Origin of the sequence: Marinobacter litoralis (assembly GCF_016427555.1) — a bacterium.
In the GTDB taxonomy this organism is placed as follows: Bacteria; Pseudomonadota; Gammaproteobacteria; order Pseudomonadales; family Oleiphilaceae; genus Marinobacter; species Marinobacter litoralis_A.
Window position 1 is genome coordinate 822571 of the sequence record NZ_JAELVS010000001.1, and the last position, 17372, is coordinate 839942.

Here is a 17372-nt window from a genome sequence, read left to right on the forward strand (position 1 = left end):
AAATATGCTGACGCTCGAACTCAGGTGCCAGCCTGGATTCCGAGTTTTTCAAGCAACTGCGCCGAGGGAAAACCGTCCGCAACCATGCCCTCCGATTTCTGGAACGCACGAATGGCTTTACGGGTGTTCGAGCCCAGAATGCCGTCGGCTTTTCCGCTGGGGTAGCCTTTGTCGCTCAGGGTCTCCTGCAGCTGAATGACCTGGTTCCTTGACAGTGCTGGCTGATCCTCCGGCGGTGGGTTTTCCAGTCCGCCGGCACCGGCAATGCGATCGGCAAGGTGGCCGACGGAAATGGCGTAAAATTCGGAGCGGTTCCAGCCCATGATCACACGGAAGTTGTTGTACGCAAGAAAGGCCGGGCCCTGGTGCCCAGCGGGAACCACCAGCGCTGCGTTAATGGGTTCGTCGTCAAGAGCGTGACCGTATACGTCGGTGATGCCGAGTTTGTTCCACTGGCTCAGTGGCAGGCGGCGGCCATCGGCCAGATTGAAATCGAAATTGCGAGGAATCAGCACTTCGCGCCCCCATCGATAATCACCGTCCCAGCCCATCGACTGCAGGAACCGACCGGCCGACATCATGGCATCCGGCAGGCTGTTCCAGAGATCTCGTCGGCCATCACCGTCGGCATCAACTGCGTGCTGCAAAAATACCGTCGGCATAAACTGCACGTGGCCCATGGCCCCTGCCCAGGAACCCTCCATCTGCTCGAGCGGAATGGCGCCTTCGTCGATGATTTGTAACGCGGCGACAAACTGTTCGGTGAAAAAGCCACTGCGCCGGGGATCGCAGGCCAAAGTGGCCAAAGCGCTGGGTACCTGCATTTTCCCGAAATAACTGCCGAAATTGGTTTCCAGACCCCAGAATGCTAAAAGGTAAGGGGCGGGTACGCCAGTTTCATCGGTGACGCGTGCAAGCAGGTCGCGGTGCTCCTGGAGCAAATCCCGGCCCTTGGTAATGCGGGCTTCGTTGACCCTGCGGTTGAAATAGTCCGCAAAGGTGGTGGTGAACTCGGGTTGGCGGCGATCCAGTTCAATCACTCGCTCCAGGTATTCAACGTCTGCCAGTACAGCTGAGGCTGTTTTTTCGCTTACGCCTCCTTGAACGGCCTTGTCATGCAAGCTTGCTTTGCACTCAGCGAAGGCGCTTTCGGACTTTGTGGGTTCGGCTTCCGACACGGTGTCCGCTTGCGTTGTGATAGCCAGAGCAGAGAAGGTTAAGACGGTAATTGCACTTCGTAATGTCGTCCGTGTCATAAGCTGAGCCACAGTGAACCTCGTAAGCCTGAAATAAAGATATCGGAACGGCCATGGTAGCGTGTTTTCCGGCCAAGGAAACAGCGCCGTCATGATGGACAGGTGACAATTGTTTAATGGGGAGGTGATCGGTTCTGGATTGTTGTGTTTTTGTACGGCCTCCGCCACAGGGCCCGGTGAATGCACTATAGTTGAAGGCATTTGGTAGCTTCGGAGCGATGGCGGTTATGGTGAGTCTGAAGGCGTTGGTGGTGGATGATGCCAGCTTTGTGCGCGACCTTATCAAGCGGACCGTGCGACAGCGCTTTCCGATGATTGAAGCAACCGATGCTCAAAATGGTCGCCGGGCGCAGTCGCTTATGTCGCGAACCACTTTTGATCTGGTGTTATGTGATTGGGAAATGCCCGAAATGTCGGGCCTGGAGCTGTTGCAGTGGATGCGCCAGCAGCCGCAATACGAAAAAGTGCCCTTTATCATGATCACCAGCCGGGGCGATAAAGGCCATGTCATCGAAGCTGTTAGAGAGGGCGTGTCTGAGTATCTGGGTAAGCCGTTCAATCCGGAGGGGCTCAGCAGGAAGATTCTGAAGGTGATGGGACCTCGGCTGCAATTGGCAGGCGGGCAAAAGGCTTCGCCACCCAATGGTCCGGCTGGAGCGTTTTCAGAATCTGCAGATCTGCTCACGCAGAAGCGGGATGTGCCTGATACAGAGCAAAAAGCTGCGCCGCCGAACCGGACTCCGCCCCGAGCGGCGAATGTAGCGGCGGTGAGATTTTCAGACAGTACGCTCAAATCAGTGGTAAAGGATATCAGTCTGACCGAAGTGCGGGTGGTCGCCAAACGGGATCAGGACTTCCCGGGCATCCTGGATCAGGCGGTTGTGGATATCGATATCGGTGAAGGCGCGATGGCGCGTCTGAACGGGTATGTGCACCAGTTGCAGGCGGTCGATAAGCGGCAAGACACGGATTTCGTCAGCGTGATCATCCGATTCGTGGATGAAGATCCGAAAAAGCTGGAGGACTTGTCCCGATTCGTCGCCCGGTTCCGTTCAGGAGCCGTTTAACTCGGTGTGTCCTCCGGCGGACGCTCAACCAAACGCTCCTTGGGGAAATGGCAGATGAATCGACTGCCCTCGCCGAGGTTGCTGCGAATTTCCAGATGGCCATCGTGGTTGATGAGCACGTGTTTGACGATGGCCAGCCCGAGGCCAGTGCCACCGGTGCCCTGATGCCGGCTCGGGTCAGCACGATAAAAACGCTCCGTTAGCCGAGGAATGTGCACCGGATCAATGCCTATGCCGGTATCTTCAACGGTCAGGTGAGCACCGTCCCGATCGCTGTTCCACGTCACCGTAATGTGACCGCCCTGGGGTGTGTATTTCACCGCGTTGAAGATCAGGTTGGAAAAGGCGCTCCGAAGCTGACTGCGGTCGCCCTTGAGCAGGCGTTGGTCGGTCACCTGGATGTCGATCTGGTGACCTTTTTCACCGCTGAGCGCTTTGGCATCGTTTCGTATCTGGTGGAGCATAACGTCAACGTCGGTCGGCACCTGATCAACGGTATGTTCGCCGGTTTCAATCTTCGATAGCAGGATCAGGTCGGTAATCAGCGCTTCCATCCGTGACGACTGTGACTGCATGGTATGGATCGCCCGGCGCCATTTCGGCGGCAGTTCTTCCAGGTGATCGGCGAGCGTTTCCAGGTAGCCGCTGATCACCGTTAGCGGCGTGCGCATCTCGTGCGAGACATTTCCGATAAAGTCACGACGCATTTGCTCAAGCTGGAACAGGCGGGTGACATCTTTGGCCACGATTAAGCGGTCGTCATCGCCAAATTGGTTAATCTGGAACTCCAGATGAATATGCGGCTTGGCGGGTGAATTCAGCTCAAGAGGCTCCGCATAATTTCGGGCTTCGAAGTAGGTCTTGAAGGCCGGAGATCGAATCAGGTTCTGTATGTACTGCCCGCGGTCGGTGCTACGCTGGAAGCCCAACAGGTATTCGGCCGCATCGTTCCACCATTCCATTTCACCCCGGGCGTTGGTCATGATTACGCCTTCCCGCATGGAGTTGGTGGAATCCTGCACCCGATTAATGCGCGAACGCAGTGTGTCCTGCTTGCTCAAATGGCCCTGGTGCAGCTTGTGAAGGCTGTCGAAAATATGCCCCCACATGCCGATGCTTTGGGGTGGCTCGTCAGACGCGCTGGGATTGCCCAGCCACTGGTAAAGGCGGCGGGCCTGTAACAAGGTCCACCACAAATAAAGTATCAGCCCGGTAAGCAGGCCGTACAGCGGGAAGCCAAAGTACCAGCCAACCAGGGTGGTTCCGGCGAGCCCGGCCAAAATCAGTCGCAAATATCGGGACCAGTTATACCGCATCAATACCCGCCTGGCCGTGGCGCTTCTGAGAATTGAAAAAGTGGCACGCGTCAGGCCGCTTTGGTTGAAAAACGGTAGCCCGCGCCGCGAACGGTTTGAACCAGATGATCGTAGTCAGAGCCCAGAGCTTTACGTAACCGTCGGATGTGGACATCCACTGTGCGCTCCTCCACGTAGACGTTGCCACCCCATACCTGATCCAACAGTTGGGTACGGGTATAAACCCGCTCCTGATGGGTCATGAAAAACTGGAGTAAGCGGTACTCGGTTGGCCCGATGTTGAGGGGGCCGGACGGTGTCGAAACCCGGTGGCTGACCGGATCCAGTATCAGGCCCTCAACATCAATCGGGCTGTCCACACCCGCAGGGGTAGCCCGGCGCAACACGGCCTTAAGGCGAGCCACCAGCTCCCGGGGACTGAAGGGCTTGGTAATGTAGTCGTCCGCACCGACTTCGAGCCCCTGGATTTTGTTGTCTTCCTCGACTTTCGCCGTGAGCATGATAATAGGAATGTCAGCGGTGGCCTCGTCCTTTTTCAGGCGTCGGGCAAGTTCTACGCCGCTGGTGCCGGGCAGCATCCAGTCCAACAAAACCAAGTCGGGCTGCTTATCGACGATCAGGGTATGCGCTTCGAGGGCATCGGCAGCCTCCAGGCAATTGTAGTCGGCCATCTCCAGCGCGACGGCAATCATTTCTCGGATTGACGCTTCGTCGTCAACAATCAGCACAGTTTTTCCAATCATGAGCTTCAACCTGTATCAAGCAGGGGAGTCCTTTCGTTGCTCCCGGAATTGTTACCGACCCATTACAGCGTGCTTTGGTTACAAGTTTATGACAGGCGATGATGGTTACAACGCGAGATCCAGAATCAACCCGGCGAAAACCGCCAGCCCGGCCCAGTTGTTATTCAGAAACGCCTTGAAACATCCGTCCCGGGCGCGATCTTTCGCCAGATATTGTTGATAAACGAACAAACAGGCCATGGCCACCAAACCCAAATAATAGAAGCTGCCGAGGCCGGCCTGTTGGCCAACCAGAATCAACACCATAACCACCAGAGTCTGAAGCACGCCAAGAATGGCGCGGTCGGCATCCCCGAACAGAACCGCGGTCGATTTTATGCCCACCTTCAGGTCGTCATCGCGATCCACCATGGCGTAAAACGTGTCGTAGGCGACGGTCCAGAGCACGTTGGCTGTGAACAACAGCCAGGTGAGCTGGCTGAGCTCGTTGGCTTCGGCGGCCCAGGCCATCGGGATAGCCCAACTGAACGCCGCGCCAAGAAAGAGCTGGGGAAGGTGGGTATAACGCTTCATGAACGGATAGATGAACGCCAGAATCGCGCCGCCAAATGACAGGTACAAGGTGAGCGAATTGGTGAACAGCACCACCATCAGGAAGGAAACCAGGCACAAGCCGCCGAACAACGCCACGGCCTCCCAGGCTTGAATGCGACCTGTTGTCAGGGGGCGGTCCTGAGTGCGTTCCACGTGCCGGTCCCATTCCCGGTCGGCAAAGTCGTTAATTGCACAACCGGCAGCCCGCATCATGAAAACACCGAGGGTAAATATAATAATGTTGGCGACTGACGGGCTGCCCTCGCCAGCCAGCCACAAGGCCCAATAGGTTGGCCACAACAACAATAAGGTGCCGATAGGGCGATCGATACGAAGTAGCTTGGCGTAATCGGTCAAGCGCGCTTGAACGTGCTCAGGCAGAGCATTTTGCAACATGGTGGTGATCATCCGTTCGTCGGGCGTAGGGGTGAAGGCCTGATTATAGCCACCACAACGATGCGGGTTAAAGCGAAGGATCGGTGTTATACAGGGCAGGTAAAAGAAACTCGCAGACCATGAGTGCCGTTTGGCCGCAGTGGAAAAGCGAGCGGCGGGCGAGTTGAGGCTGGTTTTCGAGTTCCGTTTGGCAGAGCCCGGTTTCCAGCGGGCCGCGCTCCCAATCCGGACTGCTGAACAGATACGCGCCCAAGGGTTTGTTGCCAAGGTTCAGCAGTCGGCGGCCACGGCCTTCAAGGCAGCTGACGGGAATGATGGTGCGGGCGAGCACCCAGGGGTGGCCATCACCGCACAGCTGGACTTCCCGGATCCAGGCTTTTTGCCGGCGGGGAATGGATAGGCGCCGGGCTTCTTCGTCAGACGGCTCGGCAAACCCTTCCCGGATGACGTCTACCTGAAAGCTTGAGCGGCATTTTTTCTGCAGCGCTTTGGTAAACGAACCTTCCACCTGTAGCCAATGGCGGGCCGGGCCATGAACGTCCGGGTTATGGAGTCCGGCAGCCGCCAGTGATCGATACCAATGGGTAGGGGGGATGGTTAGGCCGGGTGCTGAATCAAAGTCCTTTGACAGCATAAATACCGGGGGCGTTTCGCCAGTACCCTTTGTAATCCATGCCGTAGCCGAACAGAAAGCGGTCTTCGACAGACAGGCCAGTGAAATCGGCCTTCAGATCGGGCTTAGCCTTACGGTTGTGATCTTTATCGACCAATACGGCGGTCAGAACTTCCCGAGCGCCGTGCGCTTTGCAGTAATCGGCGATCGCACACAGGGTGGTGCCTTCGTCCAGAATGTCATCAACAATCAGCACGGTGCGGTCTTTCATGTCGGCTTCGGGTTGAAGCTTCCATTCCAGAATGCCGCCGGTGGTTTCCTGCCGGTAGCGCGTGGCGTGCAGATACTCGGCTTGAACGGGAAATTTAAGCCTGGGCAGCAATTGGCCTGTCAGGATAAGGCCACCATTCATGACACAAAACAACAGCGGGTTGTTGTCTTTCAGGCGATCAGTAATCTCATTCGCCATTTTGTCGATCGCTGCACTGACTTGCTGGTCATTTACCAGGCAGTCAGCTTCAGCCATGACTTGGTTCATTTCGGCGACGGTATCGGTCATAACGGTCGGTCCTGTCTCAAAACGGCAGATTATACCGAACCCAGAGGCCCGAAGGGAGTGCGGATGCCATGATCGATATGTGTAATTTCAGCTATTGGCCGGTAAAGTGGCTGAGCCCTTAGCATCCGCCATTGGTCGGTGGGGGCGAGGCGGTTATGATGACGGCTGTTTTTAGTTCGAGACAGTGCCGGGTAGCCCGTTCTCTTGAAATTTTGAGCTATTGCTGTATTGTCGGACAAATTTTAAGTGGTTTGATTGAGGAGCGATCATGAAAAAGTGGCAGTGTGTGGTTTGTGGGCTGATTTACGATGAAGCGGAAGGCTGGCCGGAAGACGGTATCGAGCCCGGCACGCTTTGGGAAGACGTGCCAGAAGATTGGGAGTGCCCGGACTGCGGCGTGGGTAAGGAAGACTTCGAGATGATCGAAATCAGCTGATAAACGGAGCACAGCCATGTCACACCAAGCGCCCATTGTCGTCGTCGGAACCGGACTCGCCGGCTATTCGTTGGTGAAGGAGCTGCGCAAGCTCGATAAAGAAACGCCAGTCATTATGATCACCGCGGATGACGGCGTGAGTTATTCCAAACCGATGCTCTCCACGGGGTTCACCAAAGGCAAAGATGCCGAAGGTCTGGCTCAGGCTGAAACGGCGGCCATGTCAGAGCAGCTGAACGTCACCGTGCGTACGTTTACGACTGTGACAGGAATTGATACCCCGCGTCAGGAGCTGGTTCTGGGCGATGAGCGGTTGGCGTATGGCAAATTGGTGTTGGCCTGGGGCGCGGATGTGATTCGCCTGGGCATTGAGGGCGATGGCCAGGAGCATATCTACTCCATTAACGACCTGGTTGATTACCGCGCGTTTCGAAAAGCTCTTCATGGCGGCAAGCGCGTCGCCATTATGGGGGCAGGGTTGATTGGTTGCGAGTTTGCCAATGACTTGCGCAATGGCGGTTACGAGGTTGATGTGATCGCACCGGATGCGAACGTCATGCCCAGTTTACTGCCTGCGGCAGCGGCAGAAGCAGTCCAGCATGAACTGACCGAACTGGGTGCACGGTTCCACTTGGGAACTGTGGTTGAGCGCGTGGACCGGCAAGGGCAGGGCGTTCGCCTGACGCTTGGCAACGGAGAGCAGTTGGACGCGGATCTGGTGGTTTCGGCCGTGGGCCTTCGTCCGCGTGTTGAATTGGCGAAAACGGCCGGTCTGAATATTGGCCGCGGCATCGTGGTGAATCGTGCGCTGGAAACGTCGGCAGAGAACGTGTTTGCGCTGGGAGACTGTGCCGAAGTAGATGGCCAGGTTTTACTGTACGTGCTGCCGTTGATGGCAAGCGCGCGGGCGTTAGCGAAAACCTTGACGGGCCAGCGCACAGAAGTACGTTACGGCACCATGCCGATTATGATTAAAACACCCTGCTGCCCAACGGCGGTGTGCCCGCCACCAAAAGACGCAGAAGGTGAGTGGCAGATCGAGCAAGATGGTTCCGATGTGAAAGCCGTGTTCACAGCTCCCTCGGGCGACATTCTTGGATTTGCGGTGACCGGCAGGTTTGCTGTTGAGAAGCAGGCGTTGGCGAAACAGGTGCCGCCTATCCATCAGGAATAGATGAACGCTTGCCCGGGTAATGGGGCAGCGCCGGAGCACTTCTTTTCCCGATTTCCATTGCGTAAAGCCCGCGCCTGAGGTAGAAAACTATTCGTAAGCTAAAGAGCTACGAAAAGCTCTAGAACGATGTGACAGGAGCGGGCATGCTGGAAGTAACCAAAAAACTGGTCGAATTGCTGGATTTATCTCCGATCGGAGACGACCATTTCCAAGGCGACAGCGAAGACTTGGGGTTTCCCCATGTTTTTGGCGGACAGGTGCTGGGGCAGGCGTTGATGGCTGCCAGCCGCACTGTTGAAGACCGGCTGTGCCACTCTTTGCACGCGTATTTCCTACGCCCAGGCAACCACCGCATGCCCATCGACTACGAAGTGCAGCGAGTGCGGGATGGCGGTTCTTTTGCTGTGCGTCGGGTGATTGCCCGCCAGGACGGAAAAGAGATTCTGACCGGCTCCATGTCGTTTCAGACCGCTGAAGAAGGATTGAGCCACCAGTTCGAAATGCCGGATGCACCCGCGCCGGAGACGCTGCGTTCCGAACAGGATCTTGGCAAATTGATTGCCGATCAGCTGCCGGAAAAACTGCGTGATATGTTTACTCGTGATCGCCCCATTGAAATACGCCCGGTCAATCCGGATGATCCGTTCAACCCTCAGAAACGGCCGCCATACCGGCAAAACTGGTTCCGGGCCGCTGGCCCTCTGCCGGACGATCCGGTATTGCATCGCTGTCTGCTCACTTATGCCTCGGATTTCAGTTTTCTGGGCACCTCTATGGCCCCTCATGGACGTTCGTTCATGAACAGGAACATGCAGGTGGCGAGCCTTGACCATTCGATCTGGTTTCACCGGGAATTTCGGATGAATGAGTGGCTGCTATACGACAAAGACAGCCCAAGCTCTTCGGGTGGCCGTGGTTTCAATCGCGGTAATTTCTACACCCGGGACGGGGTGCTTGTGGCGTCCACCACTCAGGAAGCGCTGATCCGCGACCGGCAAGGCTGATCGGCTAACCATTCAACAATCTCGTCAAACGGCAAAGGCCGGGTCAGGAAATAGCCCTGAACCTGGTCGCAGCCCATTTCGGCCAGTAAGTCCAGCGTGGCTTCGTCCTCGACCCCTTCCGCCACCACGGTGTAGCCCAGGTTATGGCACATGCTGATGGTGGTTTGTACGATCACCCGGTCTTCGTTGCGCTCCGATAAGTCAGTGATCAGTGAGCGGTCGATTTTAATTTCATTGGCTGGCAACTGTTTGATATACGACAGCGACGAGTAGCCTGAGCCGAAATCGTCGATGGATAACGGAATGCCGGCCTGATAGAGCGAATTCAGCGCTTTCAGAGAGTTGGCCGGGTCCTGCATCATTGAGGTTTCGGTGACTTCGAAAATAATCGCGCCGTGGTGCGACGGGTTGTTCTGCATCTGCTGCCGTACGAACAACGCAAAATCCGGCTCCCGCAGGTTATTCGGTGAAATGTTCACTGCGATGCTGACCTGATTGCCAAGTTCGACAAGTCTGCCCCGTATCTTTAACGCTTCGGATATCACCCAACGCGTCAACGGCTTGATCAGGCCGCTCTGTTCTGCGACGGCAATAATCTCATCGGCGAATACGCTTTGTTCCCGTCCCCGCCAGCGCAGCAGCGCTTCAAAACCGACGATCTCACGGGTTTTCAAGGCAAGTTTTGGCTGTAAATACAGCGCCAGCTCATCGTTATCGATAGCATGGCGCAGTTCTGAAACAAGTGTCAGCCGGTCGGCGCTGTAGGAGTCACGGGACGGTTTATAGAAGGCCAAACCGCGCTCGATGGCGCGGCCTGAGCCTTCGGCAATGGCTGCCCGGCGGATGAGCGTATTGGCATCGTTGCCGTTTTCCGGGTGCACCGCGATGCCAATGCGAGGCTCGAGTGGCACTTCCATGCCGTGAAACTCAACTGGCCATCGAATCTCGTCCAGGCTCTGGATCAACTTTCGCTGGGTTGCTGCGGATTGGTTGGCATCGACGATGCAGGCGAAGGTTTGTGGATCGAAGTGTGCCAGGTAAAAGTTGGTGTTACTGCTGGTCTCAAGTATTTGCGCACCGGGCACTTCGCGCGCCACGGCATTGAAATGCTTCGATGCTCTCATCAGGATGGCATCGGTATTTCGATGGCCCAAGGTCTTGGTGACCGGGTCCAGATTGTTGAGGTGCAGCAACACAACCCCATACCGTTTGCTGGGGTTGCTGTGGATCAGCTCGTTCAGCAGCATTTCGAAACTGCTGCGGTTTGGCAGCCCGGTTAGCGGATAGTGAAGGGCTTGATCCATCAGCTTCAGCTCCGCCGAGCGCCGGGCTTCCAGAGCCTTGATTTCCGCATCTCTGGCGGTCAGCTTATCTTGCCGCTCATGGTAGAGCCGAGAGGCCAAAGCAAGGTTCAGCAGCATGGCTTCCAGAACCGAGCCGATTTGCATGCCATAGGCGGTGAGAAAGCTGTTGGGGATGAACCCCATTTTATTCGCGCCGGTAATAGCGCTGCCCAGAGTGAGGGCGCCCCAGGCCAGCGTGTAGTAAGAGGCTTGCGGATTGCCTTTGTACCACTGAATCGGCCCGAGAATGGTCAGGAACAGGCAGCTGGGGATTGCAAAGGCCACATCCAGCCGAATGGCCGTGCTGTAATCGCCAAATAAACTGTACACAGCCAGTCCGAGATTCAGGCTGATGACCAGCATCAGAATTCGGTTCAGGAACGGGCTTGATTGTTTAAGCCGCAGAAATACAGCTGAGAACATGGAGGAGAAGGCAACGGCAAGCGGCACAACCACCGCCATGGCAACGCCCTGTATGTCCGGGCTGTTGGGCCACAGCAGTTGGTAGGTGCTGCCGTTCAGACTGGCAATCAGGATCAGGTAGCCTAACGTTGATAGCACATACAGCAAGTAAACTGGTTCGCGCAGGGCGAGAAAAACAAACAAGTTGAAGCAAATGACGGTTAGCAGTATGCCGTAATAGCCCGCGTGCATCTGGGTTTCAATGGACGCGTGTTCGAAGTATTGCTGGCGATCCCACAGTTTGAGAGGGATTTGCATGGCCCCTTGCGTCTGCGCCCGGACCAGAATGTGGTAATGGCCGTCGGCTTGAAGATGAAGTGGAAACAGGAATAGCGGGTGCTGTACCGCTCGTTCGGAGAACAATTGCTGGTCACCGGTGCTTTCCTGCTGGATTAGCTCGCCGTCTTCAAAAACGTACAGATCTATGTGGTCGAGGGCGGGGTAGCTGATTTCGACCAGTTGGTCGCTGGCGGGCCTGGAAATTGTAAACCGAAGCCAAATCTGGTCCTGCGTGTAGCCAAAGTTGGCGGTTTCTTCCGGCAACCGCTGCCAGCGCCCTGTTGCAAGAATGTCTGCGGCGGTAACCTCGGCGTCCGGTGCCAGTCGTACGTAGTCCATCTCCGGAATATAAGGCGCTTTGGCTGCGAATGCCGAAGACCAGGTTCCCAGCATTAACAGCAGAATGGCCAAACATTTTGCCGAGTTCGGTAATTTCACGCGTTGCTGCTCTTATCATTATTTTCGTTGTGCATCGAGTATGAACGCTAGCGCAGGGTGGCTCAAGGCAGAAAGTGTAGTGATTTGATGCCGGTCCGAAAATCCATCAGATTTGTGTTACCCATTGCCTGGCCCATTCCAGGGCTTCGGTTTCCGGCTCAATTGTTTCCAGTGCATCGATTTTAAGCGTGTCACCAACCTTGCGCGCACATGTCTCGTACAGCGCTTCTTCCATCAATTCGCCGGCACCACAGAAGGTGTCACCGTAGGAACTGTCGCCGAGAACGATAACGCCAAAAGGCCGACCGGGTTGCTGCGGTAGCTGGTCTTTCAGTTCGATATAGAACGGCAGCAGGTTGGGAGGCAGCTCGCCTTGTCCGGTGGTCGAGGTGCAAACCAAAAGGGCATCGTCATTGGCGGTCATGTCTTCAAGACTGGGGTTTTCCAGCACGGAAACTTTGTACCCCTCTGATTCCAGTGTGGTCTTGATGGTCTTGGCTGTCTGTAACGCCCCGCCGTAGACGCTGCCGGTTAGGATGCGGATTGCTGCCATGATTCTGCCTTTGCCTGAGAGTGTGGGTCATATTTGCTGGCGAGATCATAGCGGCCGTGAAGGTTGCGCTCAAGTTGAGGGTGCCAGGGTTGTGTTTTGGCTGCGAACGCGAGGTGATATCTGATTTCTGCCGCTGCCCTTGGCGGTATAGAGTTGGACATCGGCTTGTTTGAGCAGCTCATTGACTGAGGATGCGTTTGAGATTGAGCAAACGCCGGCACTGAGTGTTACCGGTATCGAGACACCATTATGGGTGAACGAGGTGTTTGCGATCTCGGATCTCAGCCGCTCTGCAAGAGCGAGGGCCTGAAGCAAGGTGGTGTCCGGTAACAACAACATGAACTCTTCGCCTCCCCAGCGGGCGGCAAGGTCAGTTTGGCGTGTGACCCCAAGCGTGATCTCGGCAAAGCGCTGCAAGACCAGGTCGCCGGCGTCATGGCCGAAAGTGTCGTTGACCTGCTTGAACAAATCCAGATCGATCAGGGCGATGGAAAAGTGATGGCCGGCTCGTTGGTAGCGTAAAAATTCGGCGTTCAATCGATTCAGCATTTCTCGCCGGTTGGCCAGTCCGGTCAATTCGTCTGTCCGGGCGGCATGCTCGTGCGCCCGGGCGAAGCTGACTAATTTATTGCGGGCAGATTGTCGGGTCGTTTCTAGAACAAAACAGAAAATGGATTCCAGTGTCAGTGTCACGAAGAAGCGGATTTTGAAGTCTACACTGTATTGTGCAGACACCCAGGATAAATCCGGAAACTGAAAAACGATGACCGCCGCCAAATAACAGAACAGCAGAATGGCGGTGCCGGTTTTCAGGCTGGTCAGGTAAAACAGCAGCGGCGGCAATGCGTAAAACCAGAGCGGGCCGGTACTGCTCTCCCCCCCGGAGGCAATCAGGTAAAAGAGTAACAGTACAACGAGGATGATCAGCCCCGCTTTCTGAGTATTTCGGTTCTTGGTGCGTGCGAACCAGATCATGTTGGCGATAATGGGGAGGTTAAATAGCCAGAGAACAATGCCGTGGGTCTGGTTACCTGAATACCACGCCTTGGTGCCAATGCTGAACAAACACACTAAAGCCACAATCGACACAGCCGTCAGCAGACGAGAAACCTGTTGGTCCTCGTGCTCCGTATATAGAGCTTGGCTAAGGGTTAGATTTTCAGGCATTTGTGTTGTTCTTTTTGACACATTTTTCGCCAGTATGCGCCAAAATTGCCAAAGATTGGAGGTGAACTTGGCTACAATGTGAAGGGTGACCGGAATCGCACTTTTGTTTCATTTTTTGGGCAAAAATTTTATAGTGCGCGCCCGACGATCTGTCAAACTCATAATGGTTAACGATAAAGAGAGCACAGCGCTTATGGCTAGTTCCAGCGGTTATCTGGATAACCTTCTCAGCAGCCCAACCACCGAAAGGTACCGCGTGGGCTTAAGTTTGCTTTTCCTGCTCGGTATCTGGTTGTTGGTTGGGTCGTTCAGTCATGATCTGCCGAACGGCATGTTGCTGATGGCGGCCGCCGTAATCGGTGGTTATATGGCCATCAACATTGGGGCCAACGATGTGGCCAATAATGTGGGCCCTGCGGTGGGCTCCGGTGCGTTATCACTGGGGGCAGCGGTTATTCTGGCCGCTATTTTTGAAGCGGCGGGTGCTCTGATTGCCGGTGGTGATGTGGTGTCCACGATCAAGGGCGGTATCATTGATCCGACCACGCTGGACGATCCTCGTTCTTTTGTCTGGCTGATGACCGCGGCGTTATTGGCAGGTGCGCTCTGGTTGAATCTTGCCACCTGGATGGGCGCTCCGGTGTCCACCACGCACTCGATTGTTGGTGGTGTTCTGGGCGCGGGTATCGCGGCCGGTGGCTGGCAGATCGCGGATTGGGCGGTGATGGGCAAAATAGCCGCCAGCTGGGTGATTTCGCCGGTGCTGGGTGGGCTTTTAGCGGCGCTGTTTTTGTTCCTCATTAATAAAACCGTGCTGTATCGCCAGAATCTGGTGTCGTCAGCGCGCACGTTTGTCCCCTGGCTGGTTTCGATCATGGCGTGGGCCTTCACCACGTATCTGATGGTCAAAGGCGTCAAGAAAATTGTAAAGGTCGATATTATTGATGCGTCTTTGATCGGCCTGGCGGTGGCCGCCGCCGTTTTCTTTGCCATGCGTAATCTGGTGAGCCGCCGTGCGGCGACCATGGAGAACAGCACTGATGGTGTGAATACGCTGTTCACCTGGCCACTGATTTGTGCCGCTGCCTTGCTCAGCTTCGCCCACGGGGCCAACGATGTGGCCAATGCGATTGGTCCGCTGGCCGCCATTAACGATGCCATTCAGGCCGGTGGTGGCGTAGTAACGTCGGCCAGCATTCCGCTTTGGGTGATGCTGGTGGGTGCGCTCGGGCTTTCGGTCGGTTTGATGCTGTTCGGCCCCCGTCTGATCAAGACCGTGGGTAGCGAGATTACTGAACTCGACAAGACCCGTGCCTTCTGTATTGCGTTATCTGCTGCGCTGACGGTGATTTTGGCTTCCCAGTTGGGGCTTCCAGTCAGCTCGACCCATATTGCTATCGGTGGTGTCTTCGGGGTGGGCTTCTTGCGGGAATACCTGAAGTCCAATTATGCGTCTCAATTGCACAAGATTATCGAAGCCCACGAGCCGGCCGATCAGGAGCGCCTGAAGCCGTTTCTGGATGACTTCCGCAATGCCACGCTGGAAGAGATGGAAAGCCTGCTAAAGCGCGCGAAAAAGAAGAAGCAGCAGGTGCCGTTGTCCAAATCCGAGCGTAAGCGTCTGAAGAAGATCTACAAAGAAGAAATGGTGAAGCGGTCGCATCTGACCCGTATCGCAGCGGCGTGGATCATCACTGTGCCGGCATCTGCCTTGATGGCAGCCTTCCTGTTCTTTGCGCTAAGGGGCATGATGGTCTGATGTGGCAGGTAGGGGCTGGTTAGTGCCCCGCGCTTTGCCATACTATAGGCGAAACGTTGGCGGAGTGGCTTTGTATGCTCCGCCGCTATTTACTTTCGGGAGTCAGGAATGAGTTCATCTGTTGAAAGTCATCAGGCGAAAATGATTGGTGAGCTGAGAGTTTTCATCAAGAAAGTTCTGAGTGATCCGACCATTGCGGTTAAGTCGGTGGATATTGCTCGCAACTATAAAGGGCAAGCCGATGCTGATGAGTTGATCGCTCGGGAGATCAGCGCCAATACAACGATCCGTATACCGGAAGCGTGGAGTGACGCGGATAAGATGTTTCTGGAGATCCTGCACGAAGTGCTGGATGACGAAGACGCGCTGTACTGATTCCTTCCCCGGTTAGTCCGGAACCGGCTGTCAGGTATAGCCTGACAGCTTCTCGTTTTATACCTATCCTTTGAGTTTAGCCTGAGCCGGCTTTAGCACGGCATTCGCCATCTGGTGCAGAATGTTGATTTCGTCGGCGATACCTTCGGCACTCGACAGTTCTTTTTGTTCTTTGAGAATGTCTTCCAGAATTTCCGGTGTGGTCAGAGGGTTGGCCAAAACTACCCGGAATACAATGCAAGGAAAACGGTAGTAGTGTGCCGGTTCCAGCCGGGTTCGGGAAACGAAAGCTTTACCGTGTTCACGCTGGGTTTTCTGAATAAACTTGGTGATCCGGTTCAGGCAGCTGTTCATTTTCTCGGCTTGCAGCTCATCAGCTACCGCCAGGGCTTGCTGCACGATATCCGGGCAGTAACGATAGGTCAGGATGTTCAGTTCGGGCTCGGTGACCAGTTCAAAGTCCGCTTCCTTGGTGATCATGTCGGCGAACAGTTTGGCTTTTTCGATGCCCTGATCAATCAGGATTTCATACCCTTCTCGGGCCAGAATTTTCAGACCGGAGTGGATCAGCATGGACATGCCCGGGCGTGAGCCTTCGAGTGTGGTGCTGCCCAGATCACGGGAACCTTTCCGAATAATGTATTGCGCGTGATGTTCAACCGCACTGGCGAGGCTGGGGTCTTTGAACACCACCAGACCCACGCCCATCGGTACGTACAGCTGTTTGTGGGCGTCAAAAGTAACCGAGTCGGCTTTTTCGATGCCGCGCAACAGGCCTCGGTAGCTGCGGGAGAACAGGGTTGGTCCACCCCAGGCGGCATCCACGTGGAAATGTGCACCGAACTCCCGGGCGATATCCGACATGGCATCGAGAGGGTCAACGTTGCCGGTTTCGGTGGTGCCGGCAACGCCACAGATTGCCATGACTTTGATTTTCTGCCTCTGCAGTTCTAGGCACTTGTCGCGCAGAGCGTCGGTCTGGATGCGGTTGTTATCGTCGGTTTCGACCGCAACCAGTGCGTCCCGGCCAAGGCCCAGTACATCGGCGGCTTTGCGCAGGGAATAGTGCCCGCGCTTTGAAACCACGATAGCCGCGCCTTCGTAGCCGTAGTACTTCAGTGCTCTGAACAGCCCTTCTTCGTGCAGGCCGCGGAAGCTGCCTTCGGCCGGGAAAGCCCGGTTGCGGGCGACCCAGAGGGCGGTCAGGTTGGCTACGGTGCCGCCAGAGCACATGGCGCCCAGAGAGTGGCGGGGGCTGTGCATCCATTTCCGGTAGAAGGAGCCGTCCTGGTCGTACACCAGCCGGTGGATCATCCCCAATACCTGGCGCTCCATCGGCGTGAACGCTTTGGAGGTTTCGGTTTTGACCAGGTTCTGGTTCAGGGCAATCATGATTTTGGACAGCGGCAGCATGAAGTAGGGCAGCGCTGAGGTCATGTGTCCGATGAAGGCCGGGGATGCGGTGTGTACGGAGTTGGCAACCAGTTTGTCGAGCAGGAATTGGGCTTGCTCGGAAACGAATACGGGTTTTTCCGGGATGGCCGAATCGGCGAAGTTCTTTTCTACGTCAGACAGGTCCCGTTCGACGGCAACGATGTGTTCCTGAAGGAAGCCGGCGAGGTTTCGGGAGATGTTTTGGTCGATGCGGCTCAGCGTGGATTCCGGCGCTTCTGGCACCGTAAATACGCGATACATGGCCTCGACTGAGGCTTGGGCGGATTTTTTATTTCCGGTCATAGAGCCACACACTTTCAGTGATTATCCGAGGGTTGGTTCCGGAAACCCTGCGGATGGGGGCCAGGCTTGGCCTGACACATGTACTTCTGACCTGTCTGGTA

The 17372-nt window shown here is 55.7% G+C and carries 16 protein-coding genes; 6 read left to right on the forward strand and 10 right to left on the reverse strand.

All coding sequences use genetic code 11. From position 1 onward, the window contains the following. Nucleotides 1-20 precede the first annotated feature (20 nt). A complete protein-coding gene (locus tag JAO79_RS03680; protein WP_199005783.1) occupies nucleotides 21-1256 on the reverse strand; it encodes a lytic murein transglycosylase in 1236 nt (411 codons plus the stop codon). Between the two features lie 227 nt (nucleotides 1257-1483). On the opposite strand from JAO79_RS03680, the gene JAO79_RS03685 reads away from it, so the two are divergent. Continuing rightward, a complete protein-coding gene (locus JAO79_RS03685) occupies nucleotides 1484-2323 on the forward strand; it encodes a response regulator (RefSeq protein ID WP_199005784.1) in 840 nt (279 codons plus the stop codon). Here JAO79_RS03685 and phoR read toward each other — a convergent pair. From phoR to JAO79_RS03710, 5 genes are all read right to left on the reverse strand, one after another. Further along, nucleotides 2320-3639 (reverse strand): phosphate regulon sensor histidine kinase PhoR, encoded by a 1320-nt coding sequence (phoR, locus tag JAO79_RS03690; protein ID WP_199005785.1) that lies wholly within the window; start codon nucleotides 3637-3639, stop codon nucleotides 2320-2322. The two genes, JAO79_RS03685 and phoR, sit on opposite strands and share 4 nt — an antisense overlap. Before the next feature lie 50 nt (nucleotides 3640-3689). Continuing rightward, complete coding sequence (gene phoB / locus JAO79_RS03695) at nucleotides 3690-4382, reverse strand: phosphate regulon transcriptional regulator PhoB (protein ID WP_199005786.1); 693 nt, start codon at nucleotides 4380-4382, stop codon at nucleotides 3690-3692. 105 nt (nucleotides 4383-4487) lie between these two features. Next, nucleotides 4488-5372, reverse strand: coding sequence for a 4-hydroxybenzoate octaprenyltransferase (gene ubiA, locus JAO79_RS03700; RefSeq protein ID WP_413785045.1), 885 nt, complete (start codon nucleotides 5370-5372; stop codon nucleotides 4488-4490). A 67-nt stretch (nucleotides 5373-5439) separates the two neighbouring features. Then, nucleotides 5440-6006 carry a chorismate--pyruvate lyase family protein gene (locus JAO79_RS03705; RefSeq protein ID WP_199005788.1) on the reverse strand — a complete coding sequence of 189 codons (567 nt, stop codon included), beginning with the start codon at nucleotides 6004-6006 and terminating at the stop codon, nucleotides 5440-5442. After that, nucleotides 5987-6544 carry a hypoxanthine-guanine phosphoribosyltransferase gene (locus JAO79_RS03710; RefSeq protein WP_199005789.1) on the reverse strand — a complete coding sequence of 186 codons (558 nt, stop codon included), beginning with the start codon at nucleotides 6542-6544 and terminating at the stop codon, nucleotides 5987-5989. The genes JAO79_RS03705 and JAO79_RS03710 overlap by 20 nt, the downstream gene beginning before the upstream one ends. Nucleotides 6545-6812: 268 nt before the next feature. Between JAO79_RS03710 and JAO79_RS03715 the strand changes: the two genes are divergently transcribed. From JAO79_RS03715 to tesB, 3 genes are all read left to right on the forward strand, one after another. Further along, nucleotides 6813-6980, forward strand: a complete 168-nt coding sequence (locus tag JAO79_RS03715) for a rubredoxin (protein ID WP_133007201.1) — start codon at nucleotides 6813-6815, stop codon at nucleotides 6978-6980. 16 nt (nucleotides 6981-6996) lie between these two features. Further along, a complete protein-coding gene (locus tag JAO79_RS03720; protein WP_199005790.1) occupies nucleotides 6997-8154 on the forward strand; it encodes an FAD-dependent oxidoreductase in 1158 nt (385 codons plus the stop codon). Between the two features lie 143 nt (nucleotides 8155-8297). After that, the gene (gene tesB, locus JAO79_RS03725; RefSeq protein ID WP_199005791.1) at nucleotides 8298-9158 is read left to right on the forward strand and encodes an acyl-CoA thioesterase II; all 861 of its coding nucleotides are present in this window, start codon (nucleotides 8298-8300) and stop codon (nucleotides 9156-9158) included. Here the strand turns inward: tesB and JAO79_RS03730 are convergent. The 3 genes from JAO79_RS03730 to JAO79_RS03740 form a co-directional block, all read right to left on the reverse strand. Continuing rightward, complete coding sequence (locus JAO79_RS03730; protein WP_320158936.1) at nucleotides 9125-11680, reverse strand: EAL domain-containing protein; 2556 nt, start codon at nucleotides 11678-11680, stop codon at nucleotides 9125-9127. The genes tesB and JAO79_RS03730 overlap by 34 nt on opposite strands. A gap of 106 nt (nucleotides 11681-11786) precedes the next feature. Beyond that, nucleotides 11787-12233, reverse strand: a complete 447-nt coding sequence (locus JAO79_RS03735) for a flavodoxin (protein ID WP_199005792.1) — start codon at nucleotides 12231-12233, stop codon at nucleotides 11787-11789. A 69-nt stretch (nucleotides 12234-12302) separates the two neighbouring features. Then, complete coding sequence (locus JAO79_RS03740) at nucleotides 12303-13400, reverse strand: GGDEF domain-containing protein (protein WP_199005793.1); 1098 nt, start codon at nucleotides 13398-13400, stop codon at nucleotides 12303-12305. A gap of 193 nt (nucleotides 13401-13593) precedes the next feature. Here JAO79_RS03740 and JAO79_RS03745 point away from each other — a divergent pair, with 193 nt between their 5' ends. Together JAO79_RS03745 and JAO79_RS03750 are read left to right on the forward strand one after the other, a co-directional pair. Then, nucleotides 13594-15159 (forward strand): inorganic phosphate transporter, encoded by a 1566-nt coding sequence (locus JAO79_RS03745; protein ID WP_199005794.1) that lies wholly within the window; start codon nucleotides 13594-13596, stop codon nucleotides 15157-15159. A 108-nt stretch (nucleotides 15160-15267) separates the two neighbouring features. Beyond that, on the forward strand, nucleotides 15268-15534 hold the full coding sequence (locus JAO79_RS03750; RefSeq protein WP_199005795.1) for a hypothetical protein: 267 nt from the start codon (nucleotides 15268-15270) through the stop codon (nucleotides 15532-15534). 63 nt (nucleotides 15535-15597) lie between these two features. On the opposite strand, the gene panP is transcribed toward JAO79_RS03750, so the two are convergent. Continuing rightward, nucleotides 15598-17271, reverse strand: a complete 1674-nt coding sequence (gene panP, locus JAO79_RS03755; protein ID WP_199005796.1) for a pyridoxal-dependent aspartate 1-decarboxylase PanP — start codon at nucleotides 17269-17271, stop codon at nucleotides 15598-15600. Nucleotides 17272-17372: the final 101 nt, after the last annotated feature.

Bases quoted from the DNA above. Each gene is read 5' to 3' on its own strand.
- JAO79_RS03680 (WP_199005783.1), bottom strand. From the start codon at position 1,256: ATGACACGGACGACATTACGAAGTGCAATTACCGTCTTAACCTTCTCT.
- JAO79_RS03685 (WP_199005784.1), top strand. From the start codon at position 1,484: ATGGTGAGTCTGAAGGCGTTGGTGGTGGATGATGCCAGCTTTGTGCGC.
- phoR (WP_199005785.1), bottom strand. From the start codon at position 3,639: ATGCGGTATAACTGGTCCCGATATTTGCGACTGATTTTGGCCGGGCTC.
- phoB (WP_199005786.1), bottom strand. From the start codon at position 4,382: ATGATTGGAAAAACTGTGCTGATTGTTGACGACGAAGCGTCAATCCGA.
- ubiA (WP_413785045.1), bottom strand. From the start codon at position 5,372: ATGTTGCAAAATGCTCTGCCTGAGCACGTTCAAGCGCGCTTGACCGAT.
- JAO79_RS03705 (WP_199005788.1), bottom strand. From the start codon at position 6,006: ATGCTGTCAAAGGACTTTGATTCAGCACCCGGCCTAACCATCCCCCCT.
- JAO79_RS03710 (WP_199005789.1), bottom strand. From the start codon at position 6,544: ATGACCGATACCGTCGCCGAAATGAACCAAGTCATGGCTGAAGCTGAC.
- JAO79_RS03715 (WP_133007201.1), top strand. From the start codon at position 6,813: ATGAAAAAGTGGCAGTGTGTGGTTTGTGGGCTGATTTACGATGAAGCG.
- JAO79_RS03720 (WP_199005790.1), top strand. From the start codon at position 6,997: ATGTCACACCAAGCGCCCATTGTCGTCGTCGGAACCGGACTCGCCGGC.
- tesB (WP_199005791.1), top strand. From the start codon at position 8,298: ATGCTGGAAGTAACCAAAAAACTGGTCGAATTGCTGGATTTATCTCCG.
- JAO79_RS03735 (WP_199005792.1), bottom strand. From the start codon at position 12,233: ATGGCAGCAATCCGCATCCTAACCGGCAGCGTCTACGGCGGGGCGTTA.
- JAO79_RS03740 (WP_199005793.1), bottom strand. From the start codon at position 13,400: ATGCCTGAAAATCTAACCCTTAGCCAAGCTCTATATACGGAGCACGAG.
- JAO79_RS03745 (WP_199005794.1), top strand. From the start codon at position 13,594: ATGGCTAGTTCCAGCGGTTATCTGGATAACCTTCTCAGCAGCCCAACC.
- JAO79_RS03750 (WP_199005795.1), top strand. From the start codon at position 15,268: ATGAGTTCATCTGTTGAAAGTCATCAGGCGAAAATGATTGGTGAGCTG.
- panP (WP_199005796.1), bottom strand. From the start codon at position 17,271: ATGACCGGAAATAAAAAATCCGCCCAAGCCTCAGTCGAGGCCATGTAT.